A 15,415-nucleotide genomic window follows, 5' to 3' on the forward strand; every position below is an offset into this window, starting at 1 on the left:
GTCATAGGATATTTCTTCATCACCAACAACAAAACTCCTCCCTCCCAAAATTAGCCCGAAAAAATCTATGATATAATCACGCTGTAACACGAAATGGACTAATGGGTGGGAATGCACACATGAAATTGGAACGATTGATTTCTATGATCTACAAGCTATTGAACCACGAAGTTTTATCTGCCTCCAAGCTGGCTGAAGAGTTTCAGGTTTCCCAGCGAACAATCTATAGAGATATCGATGTGATTTGTGCCGCTGGCATCCCGGTCGTATCGTATCAGGGAACTAAAGGTGGATATGGCATTATGGACGGATATAAAATGGATAAAAGCCTGCTCCGTTCGTATGATGTCACTTCTCTGATTACTGTACTGAACAGTCTTTCTTCCGTGTTTGAAGATGAGCATACGCAAGGAACCATTGAACGGCTGCAAACGATTGGAACGGAGCCACAGACCTCTAGTCTCGCGGTGGATCTTGAAACCCGGCGTACGGATCCTGACGCACTTCCTCTTTTACGTGCGGCTATATCGGAACGAAATGTTGTCCGTTTTGATTACATCAGTGTAAAAAATGAACGTACAACCCGTGAAATGGAACCAGTAAAGCTTCATTTTAAATATAGCAACTGGTACATCTATGGTTATTGCCGGACACGGCAGGACTATCGGGAGTTCCGACTTTCCCGGATGCTGAATTTGTTCCTGACGCAGGATACCTTTCATTCGCAACATGAGGTACCCAAAGAGGCCGGCTGTTCAAACAGGGCAGATCAGGTGGAGGAAATAGTGATCCGGGTAGGCCCTGAGGCTTTAGCAGAAGCTTTGGATCAGTTTCATCAAGTCGACAAGGAATTTCATTTCGATAAAAGCATGACGATGCGAATTCCTGTGTATAAGCCATTGGAAGCACGTTGGCTTTGGTCCATTCTGCTGAGTTTCGGCAGCGGCGCCGAAGTCCTCGAACCCCCTGCATTGCGAGGTATTTTAAAAGAGCAGCTTCAAAACACACTCAAACTTTATGAAGAAGTATGACAGTCTGATGTCATACTTCTTCTTTTATATTAACTACAGTAACAAAAAACAAATCCATGACCATTCAAAAGGAGAATGTACGAATGACAAATTATCCAGTAGAAATGTTTAAATACCACACATGGGCAAACCAAACTATCCTGGGGAGAATCAAGGAACTCCCGCCTTCTGTGCTAAGTCAAGAAGTGAACAGCTCATTTCCCACCATCGCTCATGCCCTTAGCCATATCTATGCGGTTGATACGATGTGGTATCTTGTATTAACAGGCACTGCCATGCCAGAGGCTTTTCAACAAAGTATCCCGCTAAATTTGAGCATTCTAGATTCTGTGGATGAATACGTAAATATCTTTGCCCAGCTATCAGAACAATACAAAGCATGGTTACACAACCAATCCGATTTGGAGCAAACCATTCTGCTTGACAATCCATTCGCCGGAATCCGCCAAACACGCCTATCAGAAATTGTGTTGCAAGTCGCCAATCACGGGACTTATCATAGAGGCAATGTATCTACTATGTTACGGCAGTTAGGCCATGCTTCCACCATGAATGACTATGCTCTTTTTTGGTATCAGGTTCCTGCGGAAGCAAATTAATCTCGGATGGGCAAGACGCTCCACTCCATACCTAGAAAGGAAATTGTATTTTAATTATGGAGATTAAAAATCTAATTACAGTAAAAACGAGAGAAGATTTAAGAGTTTGGCTGCAGGAGAATTGTAAGACTGAACAATCTTGTTGGGTACTCGTTAGTATGACGCCAAACCCAGAAACGTTGCTATATTTGGACGTAGTTGAGGAATGTTTGTGTTTTGGATGGATCGATGGAGTGAAAAAGAAAATTTCGGAAACGGAGCTGGCGCAAAGACTCTCTCCCCGAAGCAAAAGAAGCTCTTGGACTGAATTGAATAAAGAGCGTGTCCGCCGCCTCGAAAAGCTGGGGTTAATGAGTGCTGAAGGAAAACGGGTACTTCCTGATATGAACCCTGATTCTTTTATAGTAGATAAGATTATAGAGCAAAGGCTAAAAGAGAACAGTCAAGTATATGAGAATTTCACAGCCTTTCCAGCCCTTTATAAAAGAGTTCGGATCGACACGATCCAAAGCAATAAACATCAGCCAGATTTATTTAAGAGTAAATTAGACAAATTCATAGCAAACACTAAAGAAAATAAAATGTACGGGCAATGGCATGATAATGGACGTCTGCTAGATTATTAAGCTGCGCTAGATGCATGATCTCCTGCTGAGGCTTTCGGACTCCAATGACGCTATTTACTAATTTATCACCTTTTCAGCAACTCATCGGACTCCAGTGCAGCTATTCCTTAGAAATGGGCTCTTATACGGTGATTTTTCCGCCATTAGGAGCTATGCGGTCCGATAATACTCCAAATGGCGGATTTTCCTGCATTTAAGGTGTACTGGGTCCGATACCGCCGAAGAATGATCATTCGCTGGGTCTATTGCTACTGTTACTTCTACTGTTACTGTTACTGTTACTGTTACTGTTACTGCTACTGTTACTGTTACTGTTACTGTTACTGCTACTGCTACTGTTACTGTTACTGCTACTGTTACTGTTACTGCTACTGTTACTGCTACTGCTACTGCTACCATGATCTCCTGCTGAGGCTTTCGGACTCCAATGACGCTATTTACTAATTTATCGCCTTTTCAGCAACTCATCGGACTCCAGCGCAGCTATTTCTTAGAATCAGGCTCTTATACGGTGATTTTTCCGCCATTAGGAGCTATGCGGTCCGATAATACTCCAATTGGCGGATTTTCCTGCTTATAAAGTCTGCTGAGTCCGATACGCCGAAGAATGATCATTCGCTGGACTCCTGAGTCCGACACGCCGAAGAATAATCATTCGCTGGTCTGCTGAGTCCGATACCGCCGAAGCATAGTCTTTCGCTGTCTGTTGCTACCGTATCCTAATCATCTGCGGATCAAACACCATTGACTCATGATCATCTCTTATTCCGAAAGTGCTATGTACGCGCGAATGGGATTGGTTCAGACGTTCAGGCAAAGTTTAGAGTTGAGAGCAGAGGTTTGGTTTAAGTTCAAAAAAAGAGAGGTGCCCCAGCCATTTTCATGGCTTTTGGGCACCTCTTTTTATTAGATTACAGCCCTTCAGCCAGAATCCGTTTCAGGAACATCCCTGTGTAGGATTCCTGCACTTCAGCAACCTGCTCCGGTGTACCTTCAGCTACAAGCTTACCGCCCACAACGCCACCTTCAGGGCCGATGTCAATCACCCAGTCGGATTCTCGAATCAGCTCTAAGCTGTGCTCCACAACTACGACGGTATTTCCCGTATCAACCAATTTGCTCAATAAGGTATGGAGCTGCTTGATGTCTGACGGATGAAGGCCTGTTGTTGGTTCGTCAAGCAGATAGAGCGTATGGTTTTTGGAAGGTTTGCTCAGCTCTTTAGCCAGTCTAATCCGTTGCCCTTCACCACCGGATAAGGTTTTGACAGATTGTCCCCATTTAAGGTAACCGAGACCCACCTCACACAATGTCTCGATAATCCCCGCCATTTTGGCTTCCGACTTAAGAATCGGCAAGCTTTCCTGTACGGACATGTCCAGCAGATCCGAGATGGAATATCCATCATATTTCACCTGGAGAACCTCATCCGTAAATCTTCTCCCCTTGCATGCGTGGCATTTAACCTCCAGATCGGGTAAGAAATTCATGTCTACAGTCAGCACCCCAAGACCCTGACAGGTTTCGCAACGTCCACCCGGTGTGTTGAAGGAAAAATGCTTGGAGGTCAGTTTTCTTTTTTTCGCCTCTGGCAATGCAGCAAACAGCTGGCGCAGATGTGTGAATACATCTGTATATGTCGCTACATTAGAACGCAACATTCTACCCATGGGCGATTGGTCAAAGATCACTATATTTCCAACCTGATCTAAGCCCGCAATCTCAGCACAGCCTATTTGCTCATGTTCTTTCGCACTGCCTTGCGCAAGAATATCAAAGACTAGTGTCGACTTGCCTGAACCCGAAACCCCAGTTACAGAAACTAGACAATCTAGAGGAAATGAAACCTCCGGGATATCAATATTCCGGTACTGTGCCTGTCGGATGGTGATTTGTTTTCCGTCACCTTTCCGGCGAACGTATGCAGCAGTCTTATTACGCTCTTCTCTAAGATAGGCTCCCGTAACAGAAGTCTCGCTTGCCATCAAATCCTCAATGCTGCCCTCGCCAACAACTTGCCCTCCGTCCAGACCAGCACTCGGACCCATATCAATAATATGATCGGCAGCGCGCATCATCTCGATATCATGCTCGATAACGAGCACCGTATTACCCAAATCGCGCAGCTCCTGAAGCACTCGAATGAGGCCAACAGTATCCCGCGGATGAAGCCCGGTCGTCGGTTCATCTAGAATGTATAACACTCCAGTCAGACCTGACCCCAGCAATGAGGCAAGGCGCAGCCGCTGTGCCTCTCCACCAGAGAGGGAGACCGTCTGACGGTTCATGGAAAGATAACCAAGACCAACATCGATAATCCGTTTTAGTCGGGTAGGCATATCGTGAAGGATGGGTTCAAGCAGATGAAGTCCCTCGGCGGGCAAAGCCGCCTCCAAGCCTTTCGTCCACTCGTAAACATCGCTTAATGGCCAATCCGATACCTCCGTAATCAATGCGCCAGCTACCCGAACGAGACGAACTTCTTTTTTTAGGCGAGCGCCAAGGCATTCCGGGCATTGCTGCTCATGAAAAAATCCGCCGTCTTTTTCCTGTGTACCAGCTTCTCCTTCCTTCTCCTTGTATCGCCGCCACAAACCAGGAATGACGCCTTCAAATTTGGTGCCTTGAATCGGCTTAACATTGGGAAAATGGCGCTTAAACGCCTCACTTTCCACTCCGTAATATAACAAGTCGCGCTGAATTTCGCCGTAATCTTTTAAGGGCTGATCCGGGTCAAACTCAAAGCCAAAATGCTTGCCAGCAGCCACTAATATACGCATCTGTATATCACGATGAACACCATTCAGCGAGGCCACCCCACCCTCACGCATACTAAGCTCTGAATTAAACACCGCCGCTTCATTTATAATTGCCACAGATCCAACACCACCGCAGGCTTCACAAGCTCCCTCCGGTTTATTAAAAGAAAAGTGGGACATGCCCAGCTTCTCAAGCTCAGCTCCGCAATGCGGACAACCCATCGTTTGACCATCCATTTCCTCGTCTTCCTCGATCAGCATTCCCCTCGCTTCAAAAGAAGGTGGGATGCTGCCACTACAAGAAGGACAAACCCGCTCGCCTAATCTGGAAAAGATAAACCGGACAAACGTATAGATGTCGGTAACTGTCCCAACTGTCGAACGGGGATTACGATTGGTGATATGTTGTCCAACACTAATGGACGGAGACAGTCCAATAATAGATTCCACCTTTGGTTTGCTGATCGTATCTGACGTCATGCCCATGGAATCCAAATACTGTCTTTGGCATTCCCGCTGAAGTGTATCCATAGCTAAGGTCGATTTCCCTGATCCCGAAGGTCCTGTCAGGACAACTAGCTTATACTTAGGAATCGTGAGCGAGACATTTTTCAGATTATTCTCTCTTGCCCCTTTAATAACAATAGTCTCTTTCACATCTATTCCCCTCTCAATTCAACCCACTGGTTCGTAGTTATATCTTCTATCCATATGGTTGCCCAAAGTTGTTGGATTGCAATTATTTTGCAAAACATTTCTAATTTCGATAGAATGTATTTGATAAATCACAAAATTTTAGAATAACTTTATAATCTAATATCTTGACTATCAAGATATAATTATTTTAAAAGGAGCGTTATCTTTTGTCAAGCCACGAACAACCTACACCAGAGCAGGAACAATTCACCTTGCTTATGCGCAGTTTGGGAAACCGAACGGTATTGTACCAACAAAATGTAGCCGCCTCACTTGGGTTATACAATAATGATTTCTTATCTATAGATATTCTACGGGAGAAAGGTCCTATCACTGCTGGAGAACTGTCTAAATTAACCGGTCTGACCACAGGCAGTGTTACGGCATTAATAGACCGGCTCGAAAAAAATGGCTATGTCCGCAGACAAAATGACCCGAATGACCGCCGTAAAGTGATTATTGTGCCATTATATGAGAATAAAGATGATGTCATTAATACGTACCAACCGCTCCATACCGCCATGGTTAAGCTCGCAGCTTCTTATACGGATGAAGAGCTCGCCCTTATTTCGCAGTTTTTAGGCCAAGCAAGTGCGGTTCTGGAAGAGCAGATTGATCATCTTGGATCCACTGCGCGCGGCAAATCTTCTTCCTAAGATACGTATTTATACAAAAAAGGACGATATCCAAAAGTCATACGACTCTCTGGACACCGTCCTTTTTCATTTATTTTCTAATACCAATCGTTACAATTTCGCATGGACCGATCAGTAAGTCAAAGCTACCTTTCTCATCCCTAGAAACTGGGTGGCTCTCCTCTTCTAGAATCGTCGTTTTATAGAAATACTGCTGTGGAATAGACGAATGGAAGGCCAGGTTGGTGTTCTGCTGACTCATGTTGTACCAACGCATCAGTATATCTCCAGTCTGCTCGTTCATTTTCAGTGAAGAAAATGCGAGTTCCTTACTCTCCCAATCGAATGGAGTATACACCGGCGCAACCACACCTGCATGTACATCTGTCTGACATACAATCCACGGAACCTGGAATTGGTAAGCTTCAGCATAAGCACCAGAAATTATACCCTCACCAGGGTGCGGGATAAGCTCCATACGAACAACATGCTCTCCCAGACACTGCGCTTCTGGAGTTGGGAATAGCCCCCAGTCACCAAGTTCGCCAACAGAACGTAGCAGCGTAATCGCAATAGTGTTACGCCCATCTCGCAGCACTTCATATTCATTTAATCCAAAATTAGCGACGGTTAGACCCGCTTTCCCATCACTAACATCAACAAAGGCTTGCTGATGTTGCGTGTTACTCGGATTTTTCCATTCTGTGGCTGGTTCAATATTCCGCTCAGCAACCTCGAACATCGAATCTACACGATGCGTGGCAGCGTTCAAATCTGTTGGAAACAGTATACGAATCCGGTGATCTTTGGCCTGGTTATCTATTGTCGTTTCGATATGCAATCCCTTTCCGCCCCGCTCCAAGGAGATTACAGTACGAAGTTTCAGAATGACTGTGTCACTACTGCGCTGAGCTTTGCGCTCCGGATAATAAACCAGTGCACGCTGCTCCTCATCCAGCTTATCATCTGCCGAGGCTGGAATCTCCCAGTTATGGTTAATTTCTATAGCGGCGCGAAACGATGTATTTTCCAGTACACAAATGTTAGCCTTCAGTCCTTTAGTCGTCAAAGCTTGTTCAGCCTCTGGCTGTTTGTACATATATTCATTGCCGATATCCCCGGTGTTTTCATATACACCAAGATCTTGATAGGTCACTCCACTAATTTTGTCACTTAGCATAAACGAACCATCATCATTAATGACTACCTTGATAACGTCATTTTCCAGCACCCGATCTCCATATAGCAAAGATTCAGCGGCTATTGCCAGTTTTGCATCTGCTCGGCGAACCCAAGCATATGATCGAAGACCTAGCGCAGGAACTTCTACGGCTTCAAAGGTAAGTCTTACCCGGCGGCACATATACGGCTGACGGAACTTATCATCTGGCAAATCATAACCAAACTGAAGCCCCAAGTCCTTCAGCTGGCAGGCAATGTTATTCCCTTGATCGTCTACTAACATACGACCGTGCAAGTCAATTCCAATCATACGGCTAGCCGTTTCTTCCAGAGAGAATCCTTCTCGCAAATATAGACGCGCCACATCAAGTTCTACGCTCACAGTACCCGTGCGACTCCAACCCGTCATATTCATCGCTACTAGTGGAAGCACGTCTTCACCATATGCTGTAAACCCGGACGTATCCACAGCTTCTGCAATCACTCGTTTACTATCCTCAACAATGGTCTCTGCCACATGACGGCTTTTGTCAAAACGGGTGACCATCTCACGGTGTACCTCATCCACGCTGCATCCACAAATACTATCATGCGGATGATTCTGCATTAATGTCTTCCATGCATAGGTGAACAGATGATGGGGGTACTCTTTGCCCAGTAAATGTGCGAACGAAGCAAGTGGCTCGGCCAACTTTTCAAGCAAGATTTGCCCTTCCTGATTCCTCTGTTTCAAATAGACACGAGCAGACGCGGTATTCACTAACGTACCCCATCCATCGGTATGCTGGCTCCGCAGTTCGCCCTTTACAGTCGACAGATTGCTGCGATCCATTACACCCTCTACGGCCTTAAGGTAATCAGGAAAGTTCGAATGAATGAACTCCATATCTGGATACAACCGCTTCGCAGTTTCGATAGCCTCTGGCAAATCCAGTTGAGCCGGCTGATGATCACAACCATTCATGAACAGCAGCTCACCAGTAGAGGCAAACTTCCGCGCATCTGCCAGCTTTTTCTCCCAGAACACTTTGGCTTCTGCTTCATTTACAGGCACTTCGTTTCCGTTAGAATACCAATTGGCAAATAGGATGCCGAGCACTTTTGATCCATCAGGGCCTTCCCAAATCAGCTCCGAGAATGAGGATTCGTAACCTCCATCCGACACCGTATTATTGAATCCAGTGGGCTTCACACCTCTTCCAAAAAAGGCATTATTGATGCCGGATTGCAGCATTAATTGTGGAGTCTGGCCGACTAGACCAAAGGTGTCCGGAAAATAACCGATTTTGGAGGGTTCCCCGTAACGCTTCGAATCCTGATGGCCAATCTGCATATTACGAACATTGGCCTCCCCACTAGTAAGGAACGCATCCTGCAAAATATACCAAGGTCCTATTAGAAGGCGACCTTCCGTAATATATTTCTGTAGCCGCTCTTGATTTTCTGGACGTACCTGAAGATAATCTTCCAGAATAATCGTCTGTCCATCCAGATAGAAACTCTTAAATTCGTTATCCTCATCCAACCGGTTCAGTAATTCATCAACCAGTTTCACTAAGCGTACATGATGCTTCTCATAGGGAAGATACCATTCCCGGTCCCAGTGTGTATGGGAAATGATATGGGCTGTCTGAGGGCTAATTGATTGTTTTGAGCTTTCCAAAGTGAAGACCTCCTTATATGCAATGCGTTCTATCTACCAAGTTGCTTAATGTAGAAGATGTGGATAATTGACATGAATCTCGACTTCCTGCGGGCGATAAACACCAAGCAAATCTCCTTTACTATCCGTGGCAAAAAGAACAGAACGTTCCTGTTCCAACACGAACGAATAAGTTCGGCCAGTGGCCGAATCCTTCACCTCGATCTTTGCATCCTGGGCATATTCCGACACGAAGGTAAAAAGTGCACCCGTAGCAAAGCTCAGTTTTCGTCCGTAGATACCCGCTAAGTCCCCACCACTAATCCATTCAAAATCACGTTCCACAAAAGCAGCATTAACCGCGTAGCGGTAAAGTGCAGCCGTAGTATCCCTACGCTCACTCAATTCAACTGGCAGTGGACTCCATAGGAGTCGACCCTTGCCCAGCGGAAGGTTCACGACAGTGTCTATAGTAGAACTCCCACCATTTTTTTGAATGATCGTTTCCTTCGTCACCTCAGCTATCCGGCGGTGGCCGAAAGAGACAGGCAGTACTTGACCTTGAAGCATAAGCACTTCTTCGCGGCGAACATTACGCAATTCACGTTTGCCAAGAATATCATTCAAGCGGTCTGATGAACGCCAATAAGCATCAATTCCGAGCGGGCCAGTGGCAAGCAACACCGCTCCTGTCTCTTCAACAATATGTAACAACCGTTCCATCGCTGCATCAGCGAAGTTATGCGCGCTTGGCAGTATAATCAGCTTCGCAGGGTTCTTCTCCAAATCATCTAGATGGTATTCGGATGCCCCCCGAAAAGACATCTTGAGCTCATAAGACAGAATGCGGGTAAGCTCTGTTGTAGACGCAAAAGCCAACTTTCGATTAGAGAAATCATTCGAATAAGGGAACACCACCGCAATCTCTTCCAATTTCCGATCACCAAATATATCACGGATACCTTCTATAAACTTCCCGAAATCATAAGATACGTCTGCCTCAGGCTTCTCGGTTCCATCTGCTCTCAGTGCTCCGATATGGGACTCATTCGCATTATCCATATAGAAATTCGTATTCCAGATCCAGTGAATAGCCCCCGCACCAGCCGTTCCAAAAGCGTAAGCATACTTCCGTTCCAGCAAATTCCGCAGCTCTTGTTCTGAACGTTTGGCTCGGCCATCTGGAGCTTCTACATACATGACGCCAGTCTCCTGAATTAGGTTTGGCTTATTGGGGGTTTTGGCAAAAATGCCATCCCATATCAAATAGTCGTTAAACCACCAGGAATGCACAGTAGTGTAATCTACCGCGTCCTCATAGAAAAACGGCGAAGGACGCTGCGCTCCTAGTCCCTCATCCTGGCCAACCGTAACCATCTGAGCTGGACATTGCTCCTTAATGGTATCGTATAATTGCTTCACCCAACGGTTATGCATTTCCATAGAGAACAAACAATAATCCAACCAGCGTGTCCCCCTCTTAGCACTGTGCATATCTTGTACGTCGAAGTTCATCTCTTTTGCTTCAGGCAGCCCTGCCGAAGCAAAGGCCGGAAGCTGTGCGGGCGTCATATTCCAGCGTTCCTGCAGCACTTCGATTACACCATGTCTTTCTTGTAGCCATTCCCTAAAAGCTTGTCGCTCAAAGCGATCATGGCATGAACTCGGGCCGTCCGAGAAAATACGGTCCGGATCAAACATCGACGGTTCATTAATAAGATCCCAGTCTACATTCGAAGAATCTTTATGACGAGATACAATAGACCGAATGAACCGCTTCTGAGCCTCCACACTTTGTGGGTCCAGATAAGGGTTCACCCCTCCCCAAGTTTCCGGGGTGAAGGAAAAGAAAGTAAAGGTGACCTGAAGATCATGCTTTTTCGCCGTCATGATGAAGGCGTCGATCGCCCGCAATACTTCTTCCGAGACATGTCCATCGTCTTGCATCACATTGCGATAAGCTGTCCAGATCCCTGTACGGATCCAGTTAATCCCGGCCTTCCGCATCTGGCCCATATCACGATCCCAAACTCCGACGTTCGGCAGAAATAGAAATTTACGCGCCACATCACTCGCCATATAAGTCATGCCGACCACTGGTAGCGGACGCCCATCTTTTATAAAATAATCTCTGCCGCTCGTTACCGGATGGCCTGCTGCCAGCAGCTCAGGAGCATGACCCCAGAACCCTTGGCGCAGAATACGAACCTCACCATCACTGGCTTCTGCTTCACAGACAATCTGGTAGAGGCCCCTACTTATCTCCAAAGGAATAGGCAGACGCACCATGTTTAGTTCTGCATTCGCCTTCATTTCCAAACTCTGAGACCACTTCAAAGAGGTATCTGATTCATGCTCTACATGAATTGTGAAATTCCATGTATCTTCATTTCGCATAGAAGGTCTCACTCGTTCAAGCTGCTGAATCTGAAGGGTTAGGGAAGCTCGTTCTCCTGATTCATAAGACGCGTAATTGGGCTTAACCCACATTTCCGTAACACCCTTGCTGCAGAAACGAGCCCAATTGGATATCGCGGAAGGACCTTTTTGCTCCCAAAAAGAAGCTGTTGCAGGTGTATTTACGAACAGCCAGCGTGAACCTGCATATAAACCAATCGTATTCTCCCAAAGAACCACTGGGGCAGCCGTTTCTCGACCCTCGGACGTAATTCCCTTTAAGAGCGGATAAATCCGTGTGCTCATCGGACCTGCCGAGCCCATTTGATGTGGTAAATCACTCGTCTTTGTCGTATGTGGCACGAGGTTCCATGTGTCCGCACTCGTTAGAAAAAGAGATTCTTGACCCTTAAGCAGAGGAATGACATCCAAGGCAAGCAATGAATGGTTGCGTGAGCATTCAACACGAAGTGCCTCATGAATATACAGCTCCTGATGATAGGAAGTCTGCTCCGCTTCGACATGCCATCGGCCATTTTCCCAACGAACAGGTTGTTTGAAGGGTGCGCCTCCAATGCTAATCAGCCCGCCACCTCTTTGCAGGTATTCAAGAATGGCTATCCAGGCCGCTTTCGGGAAATAGGGTGCATGCAGATTGATGAAACAGCCGCCTTTCGTTTCGTGCAGCGTTTGTGCAAGCTGATTCTCACTTACAATAGATCCGAACTCACTCATGGATGTAATCGCATCGCTAGGAATGGGACTGGAAATTGGAAAATCAGAATCATAAAATATGATTACAGGTCTGCTCAGGCTGCTCATAGTAGTCCTTCCTTCATCATTTTATAGACAAGTTGGGAGAACAGACTATTGGACCAGGCGAACCATTTTCTAGTGAACGTATTCGGATCATTAACATGGAATCCCTCATGCATAAAGCCAGTATCCGCATCTGTAGCTTCTAACATCGCAAGCATCTCCAGCTTTTCTTCCTTAGTTGAAGCCGTCAAACCTTGCATCGATAATGCCATATGCCAGATGTAGTCTTTGGGAGTATGCGGACTGCCGATTCCCTTCGCTGCGGTTCCTTCAAAATAAAAAGGATTCTCCTTGCTCAGAGCAAATCGTCTCGTATTCTGATAAATTTCATCCTCTGCGGTAACATAGCCGAGATAAGGAATCGACAGGAGTCCTGGTGTTCCCGCATCATCCATCAAGCAGTAGTTGCCATAACCATCGGTCTCGTAGGCGTAGATTGGACCGAATTTCGGATGACGATAAATACCATACAATTGAATTCCGTGATCAATCTCAGCTTCTAATGCTTTAAGCTGTTCCAGAAATTCAAGATCACGGAATACCCATTCAGCGAATTCCTGCATATGACGTAATGCAACAACAGCGAACATATTCCCCGGGATGTTGTAATGAAAGTCGCATGCATCATCACTCGAGCGGAATCCGGACCAGACCATACCCGTGTAATTAACAGGCATACCTAGACCGTTATTACGCAGTGTATCTTCAGGAATCCCATTGTTACGCGTAAAGCGGTATGGAGATAATTCACTATGGCGCTGTTCAGTTTTGAACAGGTTGAATATTTTGAACATTGCTGCCTTAAATCCGGCGTCGAATATATCAGCCTTTCCGGTTTCTTTCCAATAGGCATAAGCCAGACGCATGGAAAAACAAAGAGAATCGATCTCGAATTTACGCTCCCACACCCAGGGGGACATTTCCGTAATATCGCTAGTGCTCCAATGCCAATCATTCGCTGACTCATTAAACGCATTGGCGTACGGATCGATATGAATATACTCGATATGACGTTTAATTAACCCGCCAATAATCCGCTGAAGATCGGGATCGTTTTTAGCAAAGGGCACGTAGTGCATAACCTGCTCCACAGAATCTCGCAACCAAGAAGCTGGGATATCTCCTGTAATTACAAACGTTGTCCCATCATCCATAAGCTTAGTCGTTGTCTCAAGCGTATTGGGAAAACAGTTCTTAAAAAGCTGCAACAGCTTTGGCCGATGAGCTAACTTCTCCTCTGCTTCGTTCAATACTTCTTGAACCGCTTGAGGAAGCGGCAGCTTCGGCATAGAGATGGTGGGAAGTCGGAATTTTTCCATATTCTCACTACTCCTTCATAATAAATGGGGATAGATAGAGAGACGGGCAGCATAGCTGCCCGTCTCCACTAATCCTATTTGTGTTACCTTTAGTGATTAATCTTAGGCGTGTTACGTTCATTAGCTTATTTCTTTGTCTGGTTCCACTCATCAAGTTGCTTTTGAACTTCTGCAATGACTTTATCAAGTCCAGCTTCTTTAAATTTCTTCGCTGCTTTTGGCAGATATGTTTTAGGATCAACAGAACCTGTGTATAGCGCTGGCATAAATTCTTTAGTTACGTTGTTGATAGCCGCTACTTCTGTTTTTACAGGTGTAGGATCAAATGCAAAACCGAAGGTAGGGGCTTCTTTTGAAGAATCATTAAACTTCTTGAAAGCATCCCATTTATCAGCAGGGTCATCAGCATGCAGATAAGTCAGTAACATGTTCCCAAGTGTGAAGCCTGGCATTGCATAGCTATCTTGCATAGCTGGCAGATCTTCAATGACATTGTCAGAGATTTTCTTATAATGTGTTCCTTCAATACCATAGTTGAGCAAATTGCGTAAGTACTTATCTGTATTCAAAAGATTCAAGAACATCATCGCGCGCTCAGGATCACCTGAGGTTACGGAAATCGCGTGCATCGAACCTGCGGCGGACTGTGTATATACATAAGGCTCATGCATAGGCGAAGTTACAATTTCATAACCTGCTGAACGAGACCAACCTTTTTCTGCATAAGGCTGTGTAATTTCGCGATCGGCAAACCATTTACCGGTCTTAATGTTATCAATACCTTCAAGTGTTGCAACGTCTGGGCGTAAGTAACCTGCTGTGTAAAGTCTACGCATCGTATCTAACGATGTTGCAAGTTCAGGTGTCTCCAGAATATTAACAACCTTGCCATCTGTGGAATCCATATAGACCCCGATAGGTAGCTCATCACCTAGTACATAGTCAAATGGCATAAATGGTTTAAAGCCTTTAGGAACAGCTAGCGGTGTAATATCAGCCGGCTCGTTCTCTTTAATCGTTTTAAGAAGTGGCTCTAGATCATCCAATGTACGGATATTGGAAATGTCCATGTTGTATTTATCAACATATTTCTTATTGAAGCGCCATACCCATTGCTGTCCAAGCTCCTTATTTACAGGAACACCATAGATCTCACCTTTAATCTTAGTTCCTTCTAAGAAACGAGGGTCCAAAACTTCTTTCGTTTCCTTACCATACTTATCTAGCAGATCATTCAGACCCAAGAACGTACCATTAGCTGCGTTACGGCGGAAATCATTTGTCCAAGAAGAGGTAAAGGCAATATCATAAGGCTCACCAGAAGCGGTGATGACTTGCATCTTCTTATCGTAATCGCCCCAATCGAACATCGTAATGTTCAACGTCGCGTTAATTTTTTCTTGGGTATATTTATTAACTTCTTTTAAGACAAGATCCAAATCCTTTTGAGGTCCACCAATTAAATACATCTTCAACTCATATGGCTTTAATTCTGATGTGTTCCCTGCTGAATTCCCTGCTGCCGCTGAATTGTTTGTTTCTTTAGCAGCATTTGTATTATTATTCGAACCACATCCAGCTAGAAGGCCAGAAAAAAGCATTGTCCCTGCAAGAGCGAGTGTTAAGCCTTTTTTCATTTTCATTTCTATTTTCCCCCTTTAGATTAATGAATGCTTTATTTATATCGATTCCTGTCCTAGCGATTCGAAT

Annotated in this window: 10 protein-coding genes; 4 read left to right on the forward strand and 6 right to left on the reverse strand. The window is 45.3% G+C overall.

Going from position 1 to position 15,415, the window contains the following annotated elements; translation table 11 throughout:
- The first annotated feature begins 119 nt into the window (after positions 1-119).
- From MHI15_RS26075 to MHI15_RS26085, 3 genes are all read left to right on the forward strand, one after another.
- The gene (locus MHI15_RS26075; RefSeq protein ID WP_341165061.1) at positions 120-1,031 is read left to right on the forward strand and encodes a helix-turn-helix transcriptional regulator; all 912 of its coding nucleotides are present in this window, start codon (positions 120-122) and stop codon (positions 1,029-1,031) included.
- Between the two features lie 83 nt (positions 1,032-1,114).
- A complete protein-coding gene (locus tag MHI15_RS26080; protein WP_076280442.1) occupies positions 1,115-1,630 on the forward strand; it encodes a DinB family protein in 516 nt (171 codons plus the stop codon).
- A 56-nt stretch (positions 1,631-1,686) separates the two neighbouring features.
- A complete protein-coding gene (locus tag MHI15_RS26085) occupies positions 1,687-2,256 on the forward strand; it encodes a YdeI/OmpD-associated family protein (protein WP_341165062.1) in 570 nt (189 codons plus the stop codon).
- Between the two features lie 150 nt (positions 2,257-2,406).
- Here MHI15_RS26085 and MHI15_RS26090 read toward each other — a convergent pair whose 3' ends face one another.
- Positions 2,407-2,655: a hypothetical protein gene (locus MHI15_RS26090; protein WP_341165063.1), complete on the reverse strand. Its 249-nt coding sequence runs from the start codon at positions 2,653-2,655 to the stop codon at positions 2,407-2,409.
- Between the two features lie 512 nt (positions 2,656-3,167).
- Positions 3,168-5,672 carry an excinuclease ABC subunit UvrA gene (gene uvrA, locus MHI15_RS26095; protein WP_341165064.1) on the reverse strand — a complete coding sequence of 835 codons (2,505 nt, stop codon included), beginning with the start codon at positions 5,670-5,672 and terminating at the stop codon, positions 3,168-3,170.
- A gap of 257 nt (positions 5,673-5,929) precedes the next feature.
- Between uvrA and MHI15_RS26100 the strand changes: the two genes are divergently transcribed.
- The gene (locus tag MHI15_RS26100) at positions 5,930-6,367 is read left to right on the forward strand and encodes a MarR family transcriptional regulator (protein ID WP_076277474.1); all 438 of its coding nucleotides are present in this window, start codon (positions 5,930-5,932) and stop codon (positions 6,365-6,367) included.
- Positions 6,368-6,437: 70 nt separating this feature from the next.
- On the opposite strand, the gene MHI15_RS26105 is transcribed toward MHI15_RS26100, so the two are convergent.
- The 4 genes from MHI15_RS26105 to MHI15_RS26120 form a co-directional block, all read right to left on the reverse strand.
- On the reverse strand, positions 6,438-9,191 hold the full coding sequence (locus tag MHI15_RS26105; protein WP_341165065.1) for an alpha-mannosidase: 2,754 nt from the start codon (positions 9,189-9,191) through the stop codon (positions 6,438-6,440).
- Between the two features lie 45 nt (positions 9,192-9,236).
- Positions 9,237-12,389 (reverse strand): beta-galactosidase, encoded by a 3,153-nt coding sequence (locus MHI15_RS26110; RefSeq protein WP_341165066.1) that lies wholly within the window; start codon positions 12,387-12,389, stop codon positions 9,237-9,239.
- Positions 12,386-13,705 (reverse strand): glycoside hydrolase family 125 protein, encoded by a 1,320-nt coding sequence (locus tag MHI15_RS26115; protein ID WP_341165067.1) that lies wholly within the window; start codon positions 13,703-13,705, stop codon positions 12,386-12,388. Before MHI15_RS26115 ends, MHI15_RS26110 begins: the two co-directional genes overlap by 4 nt.
- A gap of 125 nt (positions 13,706-13,830) precedes the next feature.
- Entirely contained in the window at positions 13,831-15,348 is a 1,518-nt protein-coding gene (locus MHI15_RS26120) for an ABC transporter substrate-binding protein (protein ID WP_076129999.1), read from the reverse strand.
- Between the last annotated feature and the right edge of the window lie 67 nt (positions 15,349-15,415).

This window comes from Paenibacillus sp. FSL H7-0918, from assembly GCF_038007025.1.
In the GTDB taxonomy this organism is placed as follows: Bacteria; Bacillota; Bacilli; order Paenibacillales; family Paenibacillaceae; genus Paenibacillus_AQ; species Paenibacillus_AQ odorifer.

Bases quoted from the DNA above. Each gene is read 5' to 3' on its own strand.
- MHI15_RS26085 (WP_341165062.1), top strand. From the start codon at position 1,687: ATGGAGATTAAAAATCTAATTACAGTAAAAACGAGAGAAGATTTAAGA.
- MHI15_RS26115 (WP_341165067.1), bottom strand. From the start codon at position 13,705: ATGGAAAAATTCCGACTTCCCACCATCTCTATGCCGAAGCTGCCGCTT.
- MHI15_RS26120 (WP_076129999.1), bottom strand. From the start codon at position 15,348: ATGAAAATGAAAAAAGGCTTAACACTCGCTCTTGCAGGGACAATGCTT.
- MHI15_RS26080 (WP_076280442.1), top strand. From the start codon at position 1,115: ATGACAAATTATCCAGTAGAAATGTTTAAATACCACACATGGGCAAAC.
- MHI15_RS26075 (WP_341165061.1), top strand. From the start codon at position 120: ATGAAATTGGAACGATTGATTTCTATGATCTACAAGCTATTGAACCAC.
- MHI15_RS26100 (WP_076277474.1), top strand. From the start codon at position 5,930: ATGCGCAGTTTGGGAAACCGAACGGTATTGTACCAACAAAATGTAGCC.
- MHI15_RS26110 (WP_341165066.1), bottom strand. From the start codon at position 12,389: ATGAGCAGCCTGAGCAGACCTGTAATCATATTTTATGATTCTGATTTT.
- MHI15_RS26090 (WP_341165063.1), bottom strand. From the start codon at position 2,655: ATGGTAGCAGTAGCAGTAGCAGTAACAGTAGCAGTAACAGTAACAGTA.